The 16,894-nt window shown below is 63.1% G+C and carries 16 protein-coding genes; 6 read left to right on the forward strand and 10 right to left on the reverse strand.

Annotated elements, in window-relative coordinates; genetic code table 11:
• The first annotated feature begins 37 nt into the window (after positions 1-37).
• The 4 genes from WJU18_RS11220 to WJU18_RS11235 all read left to right on the forward strand — a co-directional run bounded on the left by WJU18_RS11220 (position 38) and on the right by WJU18_RS11235 (position 4,685).
• The gene (locus WJU18_RS11220) at positions 38-1,540 is read left to right on the forward strand and encodes a di-heme oxidoredictase family protein (protein ID WP_423460133.1); all 1,503 of its coding nucleotides are present in this window, start codon (positions 38-40) and stop codon (positions 1,538-1,540) included.
• Positions 1,537-2,688 (forward strand): imelysin family protein, encoded by a 1,152-nt coding sequence (locus tag WJU18_RS11225; protein ID WP_423460134.1) that lies wholly within the window; start codon positions 1,537-1,539, stop codon positions 2,686-2,688. Before WJU18_RS11220 ends, WJU18_RS11225 begins: the two co-directional genes overlap by 4 nt.
• Positions 2,672-3,778, forward strand: a complete 1,107-nt coding sequence (locus WJU18_RS11230) for a DUF1513 domain-containing protein (RefSeq protein WP_423460135.1) — start codon at positions 2,672-2,674, stop codon at positions 3,776-3,778. The genes WJU18_RS11225 and WJU18_RS11230 overlap by 17 nt, the downstream gene beginning before the upstream one ends.
• A 73-nt stretch (positions 3,779-3,851) precedes the next feature.
• Entirely contained in the window at positions 3,852-4,685 is an 834-nt protein-coding gene (locus WJU18_RS11235; RefSeq protein ID WP_423460136.1) for an alpha/beta hydrolase, read from the forward strand.
• 507 nt (positions 4,686-5,192) lie between these two features.
• Here WJU18_RS11235 and WJU18_RS11240 read toward each other — a convergent pair.
• From WJU18_RS11240 to WJU18_RS11265, 6 genes are all read right to left on the reverse strand, one after another.
• The gene (locus WJU18_RS11240) at positions 5,193-5,879 is read right to left on the reverse strand and encodes an ATP-binding cassette domain-containing protein (RefSeq protein WP_423460137.1); all 687 of its coding nucleotides are present in this window, start codon (positions 5,877-5,879) and stop codon (positions 5,193-5,195) included.
• Positions 5,876-7,612, reverse strand: a complete 1,737-nt coding sequence (locus tag WJU18_RS11245; protein ID WP_423460138.1) for an ABC transporter permease subunit — start codon at positions 7,610-7,612, stop codon at positions 5,876-5,878. Before WJU18_RS11245 ends, WJU18_RS11240 begins: the two co-directional genes overlap by 4 nt.
• Positions 7,590-8,447 (reverse strand): branched-chain amino acid ABC transporter permease, encoded by an 858-nt coding sequence (locus WJU18_RS11250; protein WP_423460139.1) that lies wholly within the window; start codon positions 8,445-8,447, stop codon positions 7,590-7,592. The genes WJU18_RS11245 and WJU18_RS11250 overlap by 23 nt, the downstream gene beginning before the upstream one ends.
• Before the next feature lie 2 nt (positions 8,448-8,449).
• Positions 8,450-9,601, reverse strand: a complete 1,152-nt coding sequence (locus WJU18_RS11255) for a substrate-binding domain-containing protein (protein WP_423460140.1) — start codon at positions 9,599-9,601, stop codon at positions 8,450-8,452.
• A gap of 19 nt (positions 9,602-9,620) precedes the next feature.
• Entirely contained in the window at positions 9,621-11,030 is a 1,410-nt protein-coding gene (gene iaaH / locus WJU18_RS11260; RefSeq protein ID WP_423460141.1) for an indoleacetamide hydrolase, read from the reverse strand.
• Positions 11,031-11,141: 111 nt separating this feature from the next.
• Positions 11,142-11,912 carry a Crp/Fnr family transcriptional regulator gene (locus tag WJU18_RS11265; RefSeq protein ID WP_423460142.1) on the reverse strand — a complete coding sequence of 257 codons (771 nt, stop codon included), beginning with the start codon at positions 11,910-11,912 and terminating at the stop codon, positions 11,142-11,144.
• 199 nt (positions 11,913-12,111) lie between these two features.
• Here WJU18_RS11265 and WJU18_RS11270 point away from each other — a divergent pair, with 199 nt between their 5' ends.
• Entirely contained in the window at positions 12,112-12,663 is a 552-nt protein-coding gene (locus tag WJU18_RS11270; RefSeq protein WP_423460143.1) for a hypothetical protein, read from the forward strand.
• Positions 12,664-12,771: 108 nt separating this feature from the next.
• Entirely contained in the window at positions 12,772-13,605 is an 834-nt protein-coding gene (locus WJU18_RS11275; protein WP_423460144.1) for a helix-turn-helix transcriptional regulator, read from the forward strand.
• A gap of 9 nt (positions 13,606-13,614) precedes the next feature.
• Here the strand turns inward: WJU18_RS11275 and WJU18_RS11280 are convergent, their stop codons facing one another.
• From WJU18_RS11280 to WJU18_RS11295, 4 genes are read right to left on the reverse strand one after another with little or no spacing between them, the layout of a single operon-like run.
• A complete protein-coding gene (locus WJU18_RS11280) occupies positions 13,615-14,325 on the reverse strand; it encodes an ABC transporter ATP-binding protein (protein ID WP_423460145.1) in 711 nt (236 codons plus the stop codon).
• Positions 14,322-15,071 (reverse strand): ABC transporter ATP-binding protein, encoded by a 750-nt coding sequence (locus WJU18_RS11285; protein ID WP_423460146.1) that lies wholly within the window; start codon positions 15,069-15,071, stop codon positions 14,322-14,324. Before WJU18_RS11285 ends, WJU18_RS11280 begins: the two co-directional genes overlap by 4 nt.
• Entirely contained in the window at positions 15,071-16,000 is a 930-nt protein-coding gene (locus tag WJU18_RS11290) for a branched-chain amino acid ABC transporter permease (RefSeq protein ID WP_423460147.1), read from the reverse strand. The genes WJU18_RS11285 and WJU18_RS11290 overlap by 1 nt, the downstream gene beginning before the upstream one ends.
• Positions 15,997-16,869 carry a branched-chain amino acid ABC transporter permease gene (locus tag WJU18_RS11295; RefSeq protein WP_423460148.1) on the reverse strand — a complete coding sequence of 291 codons (873 nt, stop codon included), beginning with the start codon at positions 16,867-16,869 and terminating at the stop codon, positions 15,997-15,999. Before WJU18_RS11295 ends, WJU18_RS11290 begins: the two co-directional genes overlap by 4 nt.
• Between the last annotated feature and the right edge of the window lie 25 nt (positions 16,870-16,894).

Here is a 16,894-nt window from a genome sequence, read left to right on the forward strand (position 1 = left end):
GCCAGCACACGCGATAGTCCAGTCCACCGGCCCCACGATGTCCGTTCATTTTCTTGCTGCCCACCTTCCGCTGGCCTTGACGGCACTGTTGTTTGGCGCGGCCGCCTTTTCTTCGCTCGCTCCGCGTGCCGAAACCGCTCCTGATCCGCTGGGCGAAGCCACCGGCGGTAAAACCACCGTGTGGGCCGACGGCAAGAACGCCTTCTCGTTTCCGTCGGCCAATCTCGAAGATGCGGAGCGCACGCGTTTTGTCATCGGCAATTCCTTTTTCAAACGCAACTGGGTGGAGGCGCCCGCTTCGACTTCGGCGCGGGATGGCCTGGGACCTCATTTCATTGCCCGCTCATGCGCCGGATGCCATACGCTCGATGGCAGGGGCGAGCCGCCGGAATGGAAGCGCACCCTGGGTCCCGAGCCGGAAGGCACCGTGGCCTTGCTCATGCGCCTGTCCGTGCCTGGCGAACCTGATCCCCACCTGGGTGTGCGGCCTGAGCCGGTCTATGGCGATCAGTTCAACAACGCGGCGATCCAGGGCGTCAAGCCCGAGGGCCATGTCGAGATCCGGTCGCAGCCCCTCCAGGGCCGGTTCGCCGATGGGACGGTCTATACCTTGCACAAGCCTGAATACCGGATGACCAAGCTGGGCTATGGCCCGATGGCTGAGAACGTCATGATCAGCCCCCGCATCGCCCCCCAGGTGATCGGGCTGGGTTTGCTGGAGGCTATCCCGGAGAGCGAGATCCTCGCCAATGCGCGCGCGCAAGCGGCGCTGCCTGGTCCGATCAAGGGCCAGCCCAACCGGGTCTGGGACGCTTTCGCCGGCAAGGAGGTCATCGGCCGCTTTGGCTGGAAAGCCAACGTGGGCACTGTGGCGCACCAATCGGCCGGCGCCTTCCTGGGCGACATGGGCATCACCAGCAGCCTGTTCTGGCGCGAAACCTGTACCAGCGCACAGAAGGACTGCCTGGAAGCTCCCCACGGGGGAGGGGCGCGCAAAGGGCGCGATGGTGTCGTACCGGCCGCGCAGGCCAGCGCTGACAGGCCCGAGATCGATGACAAGACGTTGGGTGACGTGATCTTCTACACCGCCACGCTGGCGCCCCCGGCGCGCCGTACGCCAAGCGATCCCCAGGTTTTGCGGGGCCAGGCGCTGTTCGCTCAGGCACAGTGCGCCGTATGCCACCGGCCCGGCTACACCACAGGGAAAGTGCCGTTTCCAAGGCTGTCGACCGACAAACTCAGTGGGCAGCCTATCTGGCCCTACACCGATCTGCTGCTGCATGACATGGGGCCGGATCTGGCTGACGGCCGTCCGGATTTCCTGGCTAGCGGCAGCCAATGGAAGACACCGCCTCTGTGGGGTATCGGTTTGTTCAAGGCCGTCAATGGGCACCAACGGCTGCTGCACGACGGGCGTGCCGGCGGCGTGATGGAAGCCATTCTCTGGCATGGCGGCGAGGCAGCCCCTTCCAGGGAGCATGTACTCAAGATGGACAAGACTGACCGGCAAGCCCTGGTCAAGTTCGTGGAATCGCTATGACAACACTGGCCATTCAATCACTCGGCACGCCTGCGAAGCAGAGGCTTCGCCGTGGCCTGCTCGCCGCCATGGCGGTTTTGGGGTTTGGCGGGCAGGTACCGGCCGTCCTCGCGCAGGCCTCGCCGCCGTCTCCGCCGATGCCGGCTTCTGTCACGGCTTTTCCTTACTACCACGCTCAGCATGTGCTGAACGGTCTCTACGGCTTGCACCTGCCTCCGCGCGCGGAGGCTTTCCGCGCCGAGACCAAGCAACTGAGTGCCGCCCTGGCATCGGAATGCAATGCGGCGGCAGCACCCGCGCTGCAGGCGCAATGGCTGCGCGTGGTGGAGTCCTGGCAGGCGTTGGCCACACCGGCCATAGGGCCGGTGCTTTCGCGCAGATCACAGCGCGCCATCAATTTTTGGCCAAGCCGCCCCAACTTGCTGGAAAAGGCGCTAGCCAGACGGCCGAGCACTCTGAAGGATCTGGTGCGCATCGGCACGCCTGCCAAGGGCATTCCCGCGCTGGAATGGCTGTTGCGCCGTCCCTTGACGCCGGAAACCTGCGCCTATGCGGGCTTGCTGTCGCAGGATCTGGAGGCCGAGGCGGCCGGCATCTCCATCGAGTTGTCCAAGCTGGCGGCGAGCGTCAAAGAGGCCAACCGCGAAAGCGAAGAGGAGGGCTCGATCCTGGGGCCGATGTTCGGCGAATGGGTCAATCAGTGGCTTGGCGGGTGGGAGCAATTGCGCTGGGCCTACATTGAGCAGCCCTTGCAAAAGGCCCGTACCCGCCAGAGTTCTCCTGAGTTTGCACGGCAGGATGCCGCGGCGAATCTGGCTGAGTGGCGGGTCCAGTGGCAGGCACTGCAATTGCAGGCACGCTTGGCTCCGGAGCAACTCCGGGCGCCGCCTCAACCCAATGAAGCCTTGATTTCCATCGAAGCGCTGTTGATGGGCAAGGGGCAGATGGCCCTTGCAGGGCGCTGGGCGAAAGCGCTGGACAAGGTTCAGGTCCGCATGGAGGCTTTGGCGCCGCGCGCGCAAGGCTTCGATGCCAAGGAGCTGATGGCCTTGAGCCGCGAGATGAAAGCGGTGACCGTGCTTTTCCAGAACGAGGTGGCGCAGGCGTTGGACGTTCCGCTGGGATTCTCGGATGCGGATGGCGACTGACCGGAGACAGGCGCTGGCCCTGCTGGCGGCGCTGGGCGCGATTCCGCTCGGAAGCGCTTCGGCCGCCGCAACCGGAAAAGGTGCCAAGGGCACTCTGTTGGCGGCGTGGCAAGCCAGTGACCGTGAGCATATCGGCCAAGTGAAGCTCGGGGCTGCCGAATGGGCCTTGCAGCACGTCCTGGAGGTGCCCACTCGGGCCCATGGCTTGGCGAGCGAGGCTGGCGGCACCGTGTTGGCTGTGGCTCGCCGGCCGGGCGACTGGCTGGTGCGCTGGAGCCCGGCCACTGGAACAACCCAATGGCACTGGATGGAGGAGGACCGGCGTTTCAACGGCCATGTGGCGGCCGATGCCAGTGGGCGCCATCTTTGGACCACTGAAACCGAGCTGGAGCAAGCGCAGGGGCTGGTGGGGCTGCGTGATGCGCGCAGCCTGGAGAAAACCAGTGAATGGTCCACGCACGGGCACGATCCGCATCAACTGATGGCCTTGCCCGAGTCTTTGGGGCGCTTTTCGGCTGGCGCGCTGGTGGTGGCCAACGGCGGCATCATGGCGTTGCCTGAAACAGGGCGTACCAAGAAGCGGTTGAATGAAATGGATGCCTCCTTGGTGGTGATGGATCCGGCCAAAGGGCATTTGCTCGGTCAATGGCGTTTGCCTGACAGCTACTTGAGCATCCGCCACCTGGCCTGGGATCCGCGCCATCGCCGCCTGGGCATCGCACTTCAGGCTGAACATCCTTTGGCCGACGAGCGCCATGCGGCGCCCGTTCTGGCGGTGTGGGATGGTTCGTCCCTGCGCATCGCGGCGAACCAGCCTCCCATGGCCGGTTATGGCGGCGATATCGTGGCCCTGCCCGCGGGAGGCTTCGCCGTGAGCTGCCCGCGCGTGAACGCTATCGCGACCTTCGGCCCCGATGGGGCTTGGCGTGCCAATCTGTCTCTACCCGGGGCATACGCGCTGGCACGCGAGGCTGAGCAGTGGTGGGCCGGAGGTCTTCCCCAGATCCGGGCGGCTGGAGGCGAGCTCTTGCAGGCGCCGTCAGGATTGCAGTCCTTGCGCTGGGACAACCATTGGGTTCCGGCGGCATAGGGCCATTTCTGGTTAGAGCGTGTTCAAAGTCTCAGAACGTGTTTACGATCTCAGCTCTAAGAATGCGGTATCGATGAAAGAACCTGAAGCCATGCAAGACGACCTGGAATATCAATACGTGACCGGCCAGGGGCGGGCCACTTTCCCGGCACTGTTCGAAGAGTACCGCGCGGCAGGTGCCGCGGCCGAAGCTTTGGGAGGGTGGCTCTGGGATCTTCGCTACGGCGAGCACCCACGCGAAACATTCGACTTCCGTCCAGCCGCTGCTTCTGCCGGCAAGGTGGGCACGCTGATCTATCTGCATGCGGGTTACTGGCAATCGCGGGACAAGTCGCAATTCCGCTTCATTGCACCGGGTCTGAACGAGGCCGGATTTGACGTCGCGCTCGCCAACTATCCTCTCTGCCCGGAGGTTTCCGTATCGGACATCGTGAACTCGGTTTGCAAGCTGCCTCGCGCGGTTCGGGCTGTCTCGCCGCCGGCTGCGAAGGCTCAGCCGCTCATCATGGCGGGTCATTCCGCGGGCGCGCACCTGGCCGTGGAGATCGCGCTGAAGCCGGAAGCCGCTGGCGCGATCGATGGGGTGCTCGGCATCAGCGGCGTTTATGACCTGACCGATCTGGTGGGCACCACCCTCAATGAGAATTTGCGTCTCGATGCCGGGACTGCACGCATGTCGTCGCCTCTGCACCGTTTGCGCGGCGAGGTTCCGCCTGGCGCATTCGTCGTTGGGGAAGGCGAAACGGAAGCCTTCAGGCTGCAGACCCAGGCGATGGCAAACGGTTGGCGTGCCTTGGGTGCATGCCGGCATGCAGTGTCTCCCCAGGACGACCATTTCACGGTTCTGAAGAGCTTCTGCGCGGCGGATGGCCTGCTGCGCTCGATATTGACCGATCTCGTCGCTTGAGGGGTGCCCTCAAACCTATGCCTTTCAACGTCTTTGGACAGCATCCTGCGCCGCTGGGTCTGGATGCTGGCGTGCCGTTATGTCCGGATGGCGGTTGAGTATTGTGATGATGAGATAGGGAAAGGAACAGCCGCGTGAAAGTGGCGCTGTGAAAGCCCCCATCCCGGCCTTCCCCCAACGGGGGAAGGAGTAAGACAGTGGAGCGCAGCGCATGGGGTGGGCAGGAGCACTGCAAGATGCTCCTGCTTCGTGCTCTAGCTTGCTGCAGTTGTTTGAGCGGCGTGAACGAAGTGAACATAGCGAGTTCTGCAGCACCGCCCCATGCGTGAGCACCACAGGTTGCCCGTAGCGGAGCGCAGGGACACGGCAAGTGGGGTCGCCTTTTCTTGGGTTACCTTCTTTTGGCGACGCAAAAGAAGGTGACTGCACCGCCGGGGGCAATCCCGGCCTCCGACATCAAATCAAAAAGCAGAAGGTCATTAGGAAGCAGAGGACCATTCTCGGCCCTCAAACCACCATGTGTCGCTCTATCTGTTCTCGCCCGATGGCCGTGTAGGGGCCCTGCAGCACTACCTCGCCATGGTCCAGAACGACCACCTTCGTGGCAATGGCTGAAACGAATTCGAGGTTCTGCTCCACGATGATGAAACTGGTGCCCTTGGCCTTGCGTTGATTGACGGCCGCGGCCATGCGCTCGATGTTCTCGGGTTGCACGCCTTCTGTCGGCTCGTCCAGCATGGCCAGTGGGGCTTGCAGCCCCAAGGTTCGAGTGAACGAGAGCAGCTTGCGCTCTCCGCCGCTGAGGGAGCCCGCGCGTTGGCTGAGCCGGGTTTGAAGCAGCGGAAACTGCTCGAAGAGGGCCAGATACCGCTCTGGCTTGCGGTCGTTCAGATGCAGCCACAGGTTATCCGCCACGGACAGCTCGCCGAACACCACGTTGTCTTGCGGCGTATACGCGATGCCCAGGCCGAGCCGGCTGTACAGCGCATGTGTACTGATGTCCGAGCCGTTCCAGGTGACCGCTCCGCTCGTCAGCGGCAACTGGCCGGCCAGTGCCTTGAGCAGGGTGCTTTTCCCAACCCCATTCCTGCCCACCACGGCCAGCGCTTCGCCCGGCTGCACGTCTCCCGAGATGCCGCGGATCACCACGGTGTCTCCATAGCCGCACACGATCTTGTCGAACACCATGCTCATTTGCGGCCTCCCGCATAGACCGCGCGCACAGCAGGGCTGGCCTGGATCTGGGCCAGAGAACCCTGTTCGAGCAACCGGCCCTGGTGCAGGACATACACGTCGCCACCCAGGGCTGCGACGGCGCTGATGTCATGCTCGATGAGCAGGGCAGCCGCCCCGATCTGCGTGACCAAGGACTTGATCGAGTGGATCATGTGATGTGTTTCCGCCGGGGAAAGGCCGGCGCAGGGCTCGTCAAGCAATACCAGTCTTGGTTCGGGCAACAGGGTCATGGCCAGCTCCAGGGCTTGGCGATGGCCCTGTGCCAGCGTGCTGGCGGGGGCATCCAGCTGAGCGTTCAATTCCGGGAACTGCTGCAATATGCCGGTGAGCAGCGAGGTCTGCCAACCCAGGGGGCCGGGGCAAAGCGCGGTGAGTGCCGAGAGGCGGCCGCTCCAGACCGCGAGAGCTAGGTTTTCGCGTACCGTCAGATCGGGGAAAACCGAAGGCACCTGCATCTTCCGGCCGACCCCCTTGCGCGCCACGCGCCAGGCGGACTGCCCTCCGATATCCTGCTCATCCAGAAGAATGCGGCCTGCCAGCAGCGGTAATCGGCCCGTGATGACATTGAAGCTGGAAGTCTTGCCCGCTCCGTTGGGGCCGATGACGCACCGGATGCCCGGGCCCTGCAGAGAAAGCGTCAGGCCGTTCAGGATGGCCACGCCACCCTGGGCTGTTTCCACACGGTCGAGTTGCAGGGAGACCTTCCCACTGCCTGCTTCGGGCGCAGAGGGCAAAGGCGCGGCCACCTGGGGAGCGATCCGGCTTGCCGGCTTGCGCTTCAAGAGGCCTGCTACCCCTTGCGGCAGAAACAGCACGACGCCGATGAAGATCGCGGCGACGAAGACTTCCCAATAGAGGTATTTTTCGCGCAGCTCCGCCGACGCGAATCCAACGATCACTGCCCCCAACAGGGGACCCAGCGCGCTCGCCTTGCCTCCCACGGCGGCCCAGATCACGAATTCGGTCGAGAGCAGGAACCCCATGGCTTGCGGCGTGACAATCCCCTGGTGCGCTGCAAAGAGCGCGCCAGCCAGCGAAGCCAGCAGCGCCGAGAAGGCGAAGGCCTTTGCCTTGATCCGGTCCGTGGCATACCCGAGCAATTGCAGGCGCTCCTCGTTCTGCGCGATCGCTTCCCACATCACGCCAATGGGCCGATGGGCCAGCAGGGCCAGGACCAGGGTCGTGAGCACGGCGACCGCTGCGACCAGCCAATAGAGCGTGGCATACCTGTCGGTGCCGGGAATGTCCGGCACGTTGGCCATACCGTTGAAACCGCCGGTCAGGCCGCTCCACTGCTGGGCGGCCAGAAAACCCAGCATGGTGAGCGCCAGGGTGATCAGCGAGAAATAGGGTCCGCTTCGTGTGCTGCGGGCAAATACCAGACGGGCAATGAGATAGGCCAGGACAGCAGGGGCGATGACGGCCAAGGGGATGACGAGATACCAGGCCGGGTTGTTCTCGGCGGCGATCAGTGTCCCCCCGAAAAGGTAGGCCCCCAGCCCGAAGAACAAGGCATGCCCCAAAGGCAGGAAGCCCAGCCGCCCCCAGCAAAGAGCCACGCCCTGGGAGGCAATGCCGTAGATCAGGAACAGTGCGATCTGATAGGCCGCGAACTCGCTGGTGGCGAACGGTAAACCTATCAGCAGAACGGCCAGCGCGGCAGCCGATTTAGCGTCTCGAAAAAAGGCCATCGGGTCTGAGCCAGAGGAAAACGATGGAAAGCATCAGCACGACCGCATAGCCGCTGGTCTGGCCTGAGATGCTGCTGACGATGGCTTGAGAGCCGCCAATGATCCCGACGCCGCCGAACAGGCCGCCCAAGGTGCCGAGGCCGCCTACGACGAGCACGAAGAAGGCATTGAGCAGGTAATCGACGCCAATGCCGGGCTCGATGCGGATCAAAGGGGCGAGCAGGACGCCGGAGAGCCCTGCGAGCACCACGCCGATGACGAAGGCCTGGGAGGCGAGCCGCCGTGTGTTGATGCCCAGGGCCTGTGCCAGCACCGGGTTGGCTGTCATGGCGCGAACGCGCAAGCCGGCCGCGCTCCTCCGGTACCAGATGAACAGCGCGGCCATCACTGCCACCGCGAGCACCATCAGCACGATCCGATAGACAGGGTACTGGATGCCCAGCATGGACATGGGGGCTGCGAGCGTCGACTCCACGTTGCGGTATTCGCGCCCGAAGACCGCCTCGACCAGCTTTCGCATGAGCATGGCGAGGGCCCAGGTGGCGAGCAGCGTATCGAAGGGCCGCGCATACAGCGGCCTGATGAGCCAACGTTCGACGGCGTAGCCCAGCAGGGCGCAAACTGCGATGGCGAGCGGCACGGCCGTGACAAGTGGCCAGCCCCATTGCTGCACTGTGACGGCTGAGTAGGCGCCCAGCATCACGAATTCGCCGTGCGCCATGTTCATGACGCCCAGAAGCCCGAATACGATCGCCAACCCCAGCGTGGTGAGCGCGAGCGTGGCCAGGGCATAGGCCAGGTTCAGGCCATGCAGCAGGAGGCCGCTGTCCGCCACGTTCAGACCTTGCAGGTTTGGCCGGAGCCGACCTTGGGAAAAGTCTTGACGACGCGGAAGCCCTTGTCGGTGACATCGGCCACATAGATGTCCTGCTCGACATGGCGGGCCTTGATGGTGGCAGTGCCGCGCGGGCCGCTGTAGCTGGTGCCTTCCGACGCGGCATCCATCTTCGCTACATTCAGGCTGCCCGCTTTTTTGGCGATGGCTTCGAGCATCAGGAAACCTTCGTAGGTCGATTCGGCCAGGCCGTTGAGCGCCGGCGCGTTGGCACCATAGCGTTTCGCATAGTCGGCAGCGAAGGCCTTGGCCGCCGGCGTGTCGACGCTGGCGAAATAGCCCGAACTGGAGTAGAGGTTCCGCGCATTGGCGAAACCGATACCGGCCAGCGTGTTCTCCTCCAGCAAGGTGCCCAGGCGCAAGGCCTTGTCAGCCAGCCCGAAGCTGGCAAAGGCCTTGTTGAACGTCACCGAGGCTCCGCCTACCAGGGAAACCAGGACGGCATCGGCACCGGCATCGCGGATGCGGGCCAGGCTGGCGTCGAAGTTGTCCACCGTGAAGGGGAGGTATTCATCCCCAACCACCTTGGCACCGGTCTTGGCGATGTATTGCTTGGCCGCCGCGTTGGTGTTGCGGCCCCAGATGTAGTCGTTGCCGATCAAATACCATTTGGCAGGCTTGCGCTCGGCCGCCAGCCAGGGGATCACGGGCTCAAGCTGCTGCTCTGGCGTCTCGCCCTTCACGTAGGTGCCTTTGGCGCACTCGCCCCCTTCATACACCGGTGTGTAGAAATAGGGCACCTGGCCTTTGAACAAGCCGACGAGCGCTCCGCGCACGGCGCTGTCATGCATGCCGATGACGGCTTCGGCCTTGGAGCCTTTCCAAAGTTTGAGTGCGGCCTGGCCCGCTTCCGCGGGTGCCAGCCCGGCGTCGCCGAACAATGCTTCCACCTGGCGGCCCAGGATGCCGCCGCGCGCGTTCAGCGTGGCGACAGCCATTTCCGCGCAGGCTTTCGAGGAGGGGCCGAAGAGGCCGGCCGGTCCGCTTTGCGGGATCATCACGGCCACTTTGAGCGGCCCCGCCGCGAATGCGGATGGAGCGGCGGCGGAAGCCCCCGCTGCCAGAGTGCTTTGCAGGAAAAGACGACGATCCATGGAATGCTCCTTGCTGGGTTTAAGTGGGGATGACGATGCGCGGCGGGGAAGGAAGCGCAGCCTGGAACGCTTGCGCAATCGCCAGCAAGCGGCGGTCCGTATGGATAGGTCCGTCAAGTGCAAGGCCTACGGGGAGTCCATGGGCCAGGCCGAGCGGGACGGAGACACCGGGCAGGGAAGCATTGCTGCCCGGATCGGTATTGCGGATGAACGTGCCGAAGGTCGGCTGCTGCTTGCCGCCCAATTCGACGGTTTCATCTTGTCCAATCAAGGCGGCGGTGCGTGGTGTGGTGGGAAACACCAAGGCTTCGAGGCGATTCGCTTCGAAGGTTTTCGCGTACAGCGCCTGCAACTCACCCCGGGCGCGCAGTGCGCCCTGGTAGACCTCTTCGGGAATGCCGCCGCCGGACAGCAGAGTGCCTACCGCTCCCTGGACATCCGGGCTGCCTACCTGGGCGATCATCTGTTCCAAGGTCACCCCTCGCTGGCGGACCTGGAGGTATTCACGCATGTCGCGTACGAATTCGTAGAGCGCCACGGGGAAGCTGGCGTTCGCGTTCAGATCGGCGATCCCGGGCAGATCCACCTCGACGAGTTCGGCGCCCGCCCTTCGGAGCGTATCGAGCGCTTTTTCTGCAACGGTTCGCAGTTCGGACTCCAGATCGCTCCAGAAGAAGGCGCGCGGCACACCGATGCGGATGCCTTTCAGGGGGATGGTCTCCAGCGGTAGAGGAGGGGCTTCCGTCATGACTGCATCGAGCAACGCGCAGTCGGCCACGGTGTGTGCCAGAGGCCCGGCGGTATCGCGTGTGCGCGAAATCGGTGCAATTCCTTCACCGGGCACACGCCCTACCGTGGGGCGAAAGCCGGTCACGCCGCAAAGGGCCGCGGGAACGCGTACCGAACCACCCGTATCCGTGCCGATGGACGCCGGGACCAGACGGGCGCCCATCACTGCGCCCGAGCCGCCGCTGCTGCCTCCAGGAATACGTTGGTGATCCCAGGGGTTCCTGACGGCGCCCGTGACGGCATTGTGGGTGGTGGCGCCAAAGGCCAGCTCATGCATGCCCACCTTGCCGGCCAGGATGGCCCCGGCTGCCTTCAGCCTGGACACCAGGACCGCATCCGCCATGGGGGCCTTGCCTGAAAGCGATGCCGTGCCGGCCCCGCAGGGAAATCCCAGTGCTTCGATGTTGTCTTTCAGGGCGATGGGAATACCCAGAAGCGGAAGGCGCTCGCCCGCTGCCAGCCGGCCATCTGCTTCGCGCGCTTGTGCGCGAAGCGCTTGCGGATCGAAGCTGACCCAGGCATTGACCGCTTGCTGCGCCTGCGTGCGCGCGATGCACGCCTCTGCCAGATCCAGGCTGGAGACGATCCGGGCATCCAGGAGTTCGCGAAGGGCGGTGATGGGGAGGTCGAGGGCTTGCATGAGGTCGTACCGCAGTGGTGATGACCCCAATGTACGAATGCCCTTTCCGATGGGAACCTATAGGAATCGATAGGGTGGCGGCCCGGTCAAGACGATGAGACTACCTGCCGGTCATGTAGCGGTGTCAAGCATGTCCTCGTCCTTCGGGCGGGAAATCGAGAAGCGTTTCGTCATGGCTTCGTCCAGGTAAAGGTAACCTGGTTCGAACGCACCTGCTGCAGCCAGGCCATGCCAGTCATGGATGTCGACCTGCTGGTTGCGCAAACTGCATAAGCCTGCCTCACGGAGTTCCCGCACTACCCGGTTGACGTGCACGCTGGTCATGCCGCAGATTTCTCCCAGATCGAACTGAGTCAGGGGCAGGTGAAATTGCTTGCCATCCGAAAGCCCGACGGCTGCCAGGCGAACGGAGGTCTCGCACAGAAAATGGGCGATGCGGGCGATAGCCTTGAGGCGTCCGAGCCGGTATACCCATTTGCGGTGCATCGCTGCATCGAGAAGAGTCAGAAACCACAGCTTACGGGCTAACGCAGGGTGATCTTCCTGAATTTTCCAAAGCTCTGCGTGGGGAACAAGGGCCAGACGCACGACAGTCAGGGTGGCCACATCGTGATCGAGTGTTTTCAGGGGGTAGCCGTGCAGATCGACGAAATCTCCTGGCACCTGCAGCGCCACCATTTGCCTGTATCCCTCGAAATCATCAACATGCCGGCTCATCAGTCCTTCGAGTAGCAAGGCGCTGACATTGACGGTCTGTCCCTGGTTGACGAAAGTTTCCCGTGGCCCCAGCGTGACGACTGTCTGGATTGCCTGTTCCAGGATGGCGCGCTCGGCGTCGGTCAGAGCGGTACGCCTCGATTGCAAAACCCGTTGAACTCGCATGCGTACTCCTGTTGTGAAAGGCCACGAGCCGAACAGCCCGTACCGGACGAAGCGATTGTCGAGAGAGATAAGTCCTTGGCATTAACAAAAGTTAGTGCGCAATCGCGCCTCTCACGCTACAACCTGCTGTTCCAGTCAAACAGGCTGCTGCTCCGGCGCCTCCATGCCCGTTATACCAACACTTAGAAGGGAATCCCTGGTGATATCGAAGAAGTACAACCCTGAAGCTCTGAAAGAGCTGCTCCTGCAAATGATCGAAGCCAAAGCCGGGGAGAAACTGATTTACGCCATGGCTGTCCGCTGTGCATTACGCGAAGATCTGAAAGCGCAATGGGAGGAGCATTTGAAACGGGTTTCTACACACCGGGAAATCCTCCTTGATTTATGCCAGGCCGCCGCTGTCGATCCGAATGAGAGGTCCGCTGGCTGGACGGTTGCGAAACATCTTGAGGAAAGCCTTGTCGCGGCGATGCAGGCGGCTTTGGCGGCAAGTGACGGCGAGGCTGCTCAGCGCGTGGCCTGCGAATGTGTGATGTGGGCGGAAACCAGGGATCATCAGAAGTGGGATTTGATCAGAAGAATAGGGAGCATCAGTTCCGGCCCCTTGAAAGACGCCATTGATGCGCGTCTGGAGGAAATCGGGCGGGAGGAGGCGCGCCATCTTCGCCAGACAGCCACGCTTTCCGACGAGCTTTGGGCCGAGTTCCTGGGCTTGCCATCCGTTCCGGCGCGGGCGTTATCGACCCTATAGGAATCAATAGGGGCTTGAGGCACTTGATCTAAGGGGTAACCCACCCCTGAAATGGTATCGACGTGCGTAGGATGGTTATCTTGGCATGAACGTTGCCTGGATATACCCATGCACTTGTCCACTACTCAAACCAAAGCCCTGACAGATCTCATGAAACTCGTGGCGGATGCTACGGATGGGGATGAATTGCGCAATCGCATGGCTCTGCCATTGCTGAATTTGTTGCGGGCAGATACCTACGTTTCCATGGTCTGGAATGGAGGCCGGCAGCGATTCGAGCGAGTCACCGCCGTCAACATGTCCGAGGAGAATCTGCGTTCATGGGACAGCTATTTCCGGTTCGTTGACCCATTGACGTTTCCGATGATGCGGCTGCGCAAACCGACGGTCGCTACTCAGGTGATGTCCCAGAGCGAGTTGTCGCGCACGGAATTCTTCAACGACTTTCTGCAGCGAGATCGAATGTACTGGGGTGTCAACGTGTACTTCTACGAGCGCGAGCAATGTGTTGGAGACGTGCGGATATGGCGCAACCGGGAGCGTGGCAACTTCGACGCCAGCGAAATTGACATCATGAAGATGGTGGAGCCCGCGATTACAGCGGCCCTGGCGCGGCTCGGGTGGCGGGAGACTGCGCCTGCCCATGATGAGTGTGAGTGCGTCGAGGAGATTCTTCAGAGAGAAGGGCGCTTGAGCAAGCGTGAGGCGCAGGTAGCGTGGCTGGTCAGCTGTGGGTGTCCGGACAAGGAAATCCAGAGCCGTCTCGGCCTGGAATATCCGACCGTGCGCTTTCACCTCGGTAATGCATTCAAGAAACTCCGAGCCACGAATCGTGCGACGCTCGTGGGCCGGGTACGTTTGTTATTGGCGCATCGAGGCCGGGAGGCGCTGCCCTCCTCTTTGGCGCTGGGAGAGGGGCAGGCAGCCTCACTGAGGCACTGAAGAGCGTTCTCAGACCCCCAGGTAGGCCGAGCGGACCCGTTCGTCGGCGGCGAGTTCGGCCGCTGGTCCCGAGAGGGCGATATGCCCTGTCTCCAGCACATAGGCGTGGTCTGCGATGGCGAGCGCGGCGCGGGCGTTCTGCTCCACCAGCAGAATGGGAATACCGCTCTCCTTCAGGTCCTTGACGACGTGGAAGACTTCCTTGATGAGAAGCGGCGCCAGGCCCATGGAGGGCTCGTCGAGCAGCAGGACCTTGGGTTTGCTCATCAGCGCACGGGCCATGGCGAGCATCTGTTGCTGGCCTCCGGAGAGTTGCCAGGCCGCCTGGTCTTTCTTCGTCCGGAGAATGGGAAACAGATTGAACATGTCCTCGATCTGCTTCGGATCGGGCTTGTGGGTGTAGCCGCCAAGGCGCAGGTTGTCCAGGACCGACAAGGGGCCGAAAACCTGCCTGCCTTCCAGCACCTGGGCCAGGCCGGCCCGCACCCGAGATTCGGCGGGCAGGCGGGTAATGTCCTGCCCCAGCAGCTCGACTTGTCCGGCCCTTGCCTGGATCAGCCCGGAGATGGTGCGGAGCAAGGTCGTCTTGCCGGCGCCATTGGCGCCCACGAGCGCGACGAGCTGTCCCGCCTTGAGTTCCAGGTTCACCCCATGCAAGGCCTCGATGCGGCCGTATCCGGCGCAGAGGCCAGTCGTTTTCAGAACGGTTTGCGAGTTCATTCATCGACTCCCAGGTAGGCTGTGACCACCGCCGGGTTGGCGCGCACCTGCTCGGCTGTGCCTTCGGCGAGTTTCTTGCCTTGATCCAGGACCACGATGTGATCGGAGATGGACATCACCATTTTCATGTCGTGCTCCACCAGCAGCACCGTGGTGCCGCCGGAGGCGATTTTCCGGATCAGCTCGCCCACTGCATGCGTTTCGCTGTCATTGAGGCCGGCGGCCGGCTCGTCCAGCAGCAGAAGGCGAGGGCTCGCGGCCAGGGCCCGCGCGATCTCCAGGCGTTTGAGAACGCCGAATGAAAGCTGTGTGGCGTGCGCGTGGCGGGCGCTGCCCACCCCGACGTAGTCCATCAACTCGAACGCTTTTTCTTCCAGCTTCCGGTCGGCCGCGCGCGTCCAGCCGAAGAACCCTGACCAGAGGCTGGCGTTGGCGTGCAGGTGCGCACCGAGCATGACGTTCTCGCATGCGGTCATGTTCATGCAGATCTGCAAGTTCTGGAACGTGCGGCACATCCCGCGCTGGGCGAGTACCTCGGGCGGCAAGCCGGTGATGTCCTGCTTGTCCAGAAGGATTTGGCCTGCCGTGGGCTCGTAGACACCGCTGATCAGGTTGAACAAAGTGGTCTTGCCGGCCCCGTTGGGACCGATGACCGCGTGCACGTGCCCTGGCTGGACTTCAAACGACACGTCGTCGACCGCCGCGACGCCACCGAAGCTCCGGGAAAGGGATTTGACTGAAAGCATCAGCGGGCTCCTTTCTTCAAGCGCAGAGCGATGGAGGGGACCAGGCCTTTGGGCATGAACATCATCGTCAGCATCAGCACGAGGCCAAACACAATGGCCTCGTAGCCGTGCAGGCCGCCCACAAGCTGCGGCAGCATGGTGAGCAGTGCCGCCCCGAGTACCGCGCCAAATGTGCTTGACATCCCGCCCAGGACCACCATGGTGGCCAGCTCGACAGAGTGCGCGAAGGACGCGGTTGCCGGGCTGATGAACGCCAGATAGTGCGCCGAAAGAGCGCCCGAGATTGTCGCGAAGACCGCGGAGGCCACAAAGGCCCTGGATTTGAACGCCGCCACATCGACACCCACCACGCGCGCCGCATACTCAGAGCCATGCAGCCCCCGGAGGGCTCGGCCGGCTGGAGACGAAAAGAGATTGAGCGAGAGGACGATGGCCAAAAACAACAGCGCCGAAGCCAGTACATACCAGTGAGACAGTTTCACCATGGCAAAGCTGCCGACTGCCAGCGGCGGTACGGCCATTCCATCAGGACCGCCTGTCCAATCCACTTCGTTGATCAGAACGATGTTGACAATGACGCCGAGGCCGAGCGTGGCCATGGTCAGCGTGTGCCCCTTCAGGCGCAGAATGGGCTTGGCGATCAGCCACGCGACGATCGCCGATGCCAACGCCGCGGCCGGGATCGAGAGCAGGGCAGGCCATTCGAAGCGGGTGGCCAGAATGCCACTGCCGTAGCCGCCAATGGCCACGAACGCCGCATGGCCGATGCTGATCTGCCCCGCGAAGCCCATGAGCAGGTTCAAGCCGATGGCGGCGATTGCCGCGAGCGCGATGCGGATCGCGATGTCGAGCATGAAGTTGTTCGGCAGCAGGAAGGGCACCACCACCAGTACCGCCGCCGTTACGAGAAGAGAGATCCGGTGCTTCATACGCGATCCGTTTTGCGCGAGCCGAACAGCCCGTGAGGCATGACGAGCAGCACCACGATGATGAGAACAAAGGGCACCGCGTCCTTGTAGGCCGAGGAAATGTAGCCAGCCACCAGCGCTTCCAGAATGCCCACCAGCAGGCCGCCGACCACCGCGCCGACACCACTGCCCAGGCCGCCGAGCGTGGCGGCCACAAAGCCTTTCATGCCGAGCATGAGGCCGATGTCATAGACGGTGGTGGTGATGGGGGCCGAAACCACGCCTGCGACCGCGCCGAGCAGGGCTGAGAGGCCGAACGAGAGTTGCAGCACACGGCGCACCGGGATGCCGACCGCCATGGCGGCCATTTTGTTGGCAGCGACAGCGAGCATGGCCTTGCCGGTCAGGGTTCCCTTGAAGAAGGCTGCGCAGCCCGCCACCAGCACGGCGGCGGTGCCGAGCACCCACAGGGCTTGCGGCAGAACGTAGGCACCGAGGATCTGCAAGGGTGCATCGCCTGTCCAGGCAGGCAATACGTGCTGGTTCTTGTCGAGCACGACCTGTACAACCCCTTGAATGAAGGTGGAGGCGCCGATCGTGATGATGATGAGCGATACCACGTCGGCATTTCCCGCGGGCTGAATGGCCAGGCGGTAGAGCAGCACACCTGCCAGGGCGGTCACCGCGATGCCGGTGGCAATGGCCCCGCTGAGGCCCATGCCCTTGCCCAGCAGCGAGGCTGTGATCATGGCCGAGAGCATCAGGAAATCGCCCTGCGCGAAGTTGATGACCCCGCTGGCGTTGTAGATGAGCGCGAAGCCCAGGGCTGCGAGGGCATAGACAGCCCCTGTGGTCAGGCCCGAGAAGAGAAACTGTGGGAGGTCGGACATGTGTGGTTCCTGATGAGTCTCGGTC

The organism is Ottowia sp. VDI28, assembly GCF_049532675.1.
In the GTDB taxonomy this organism is placed as follows: domain Bacteria; phylum Pseudomonadota; class Gammaproteobacteria; order Burkholderiales; family Burkholderiaceae_C; genus Ottowia.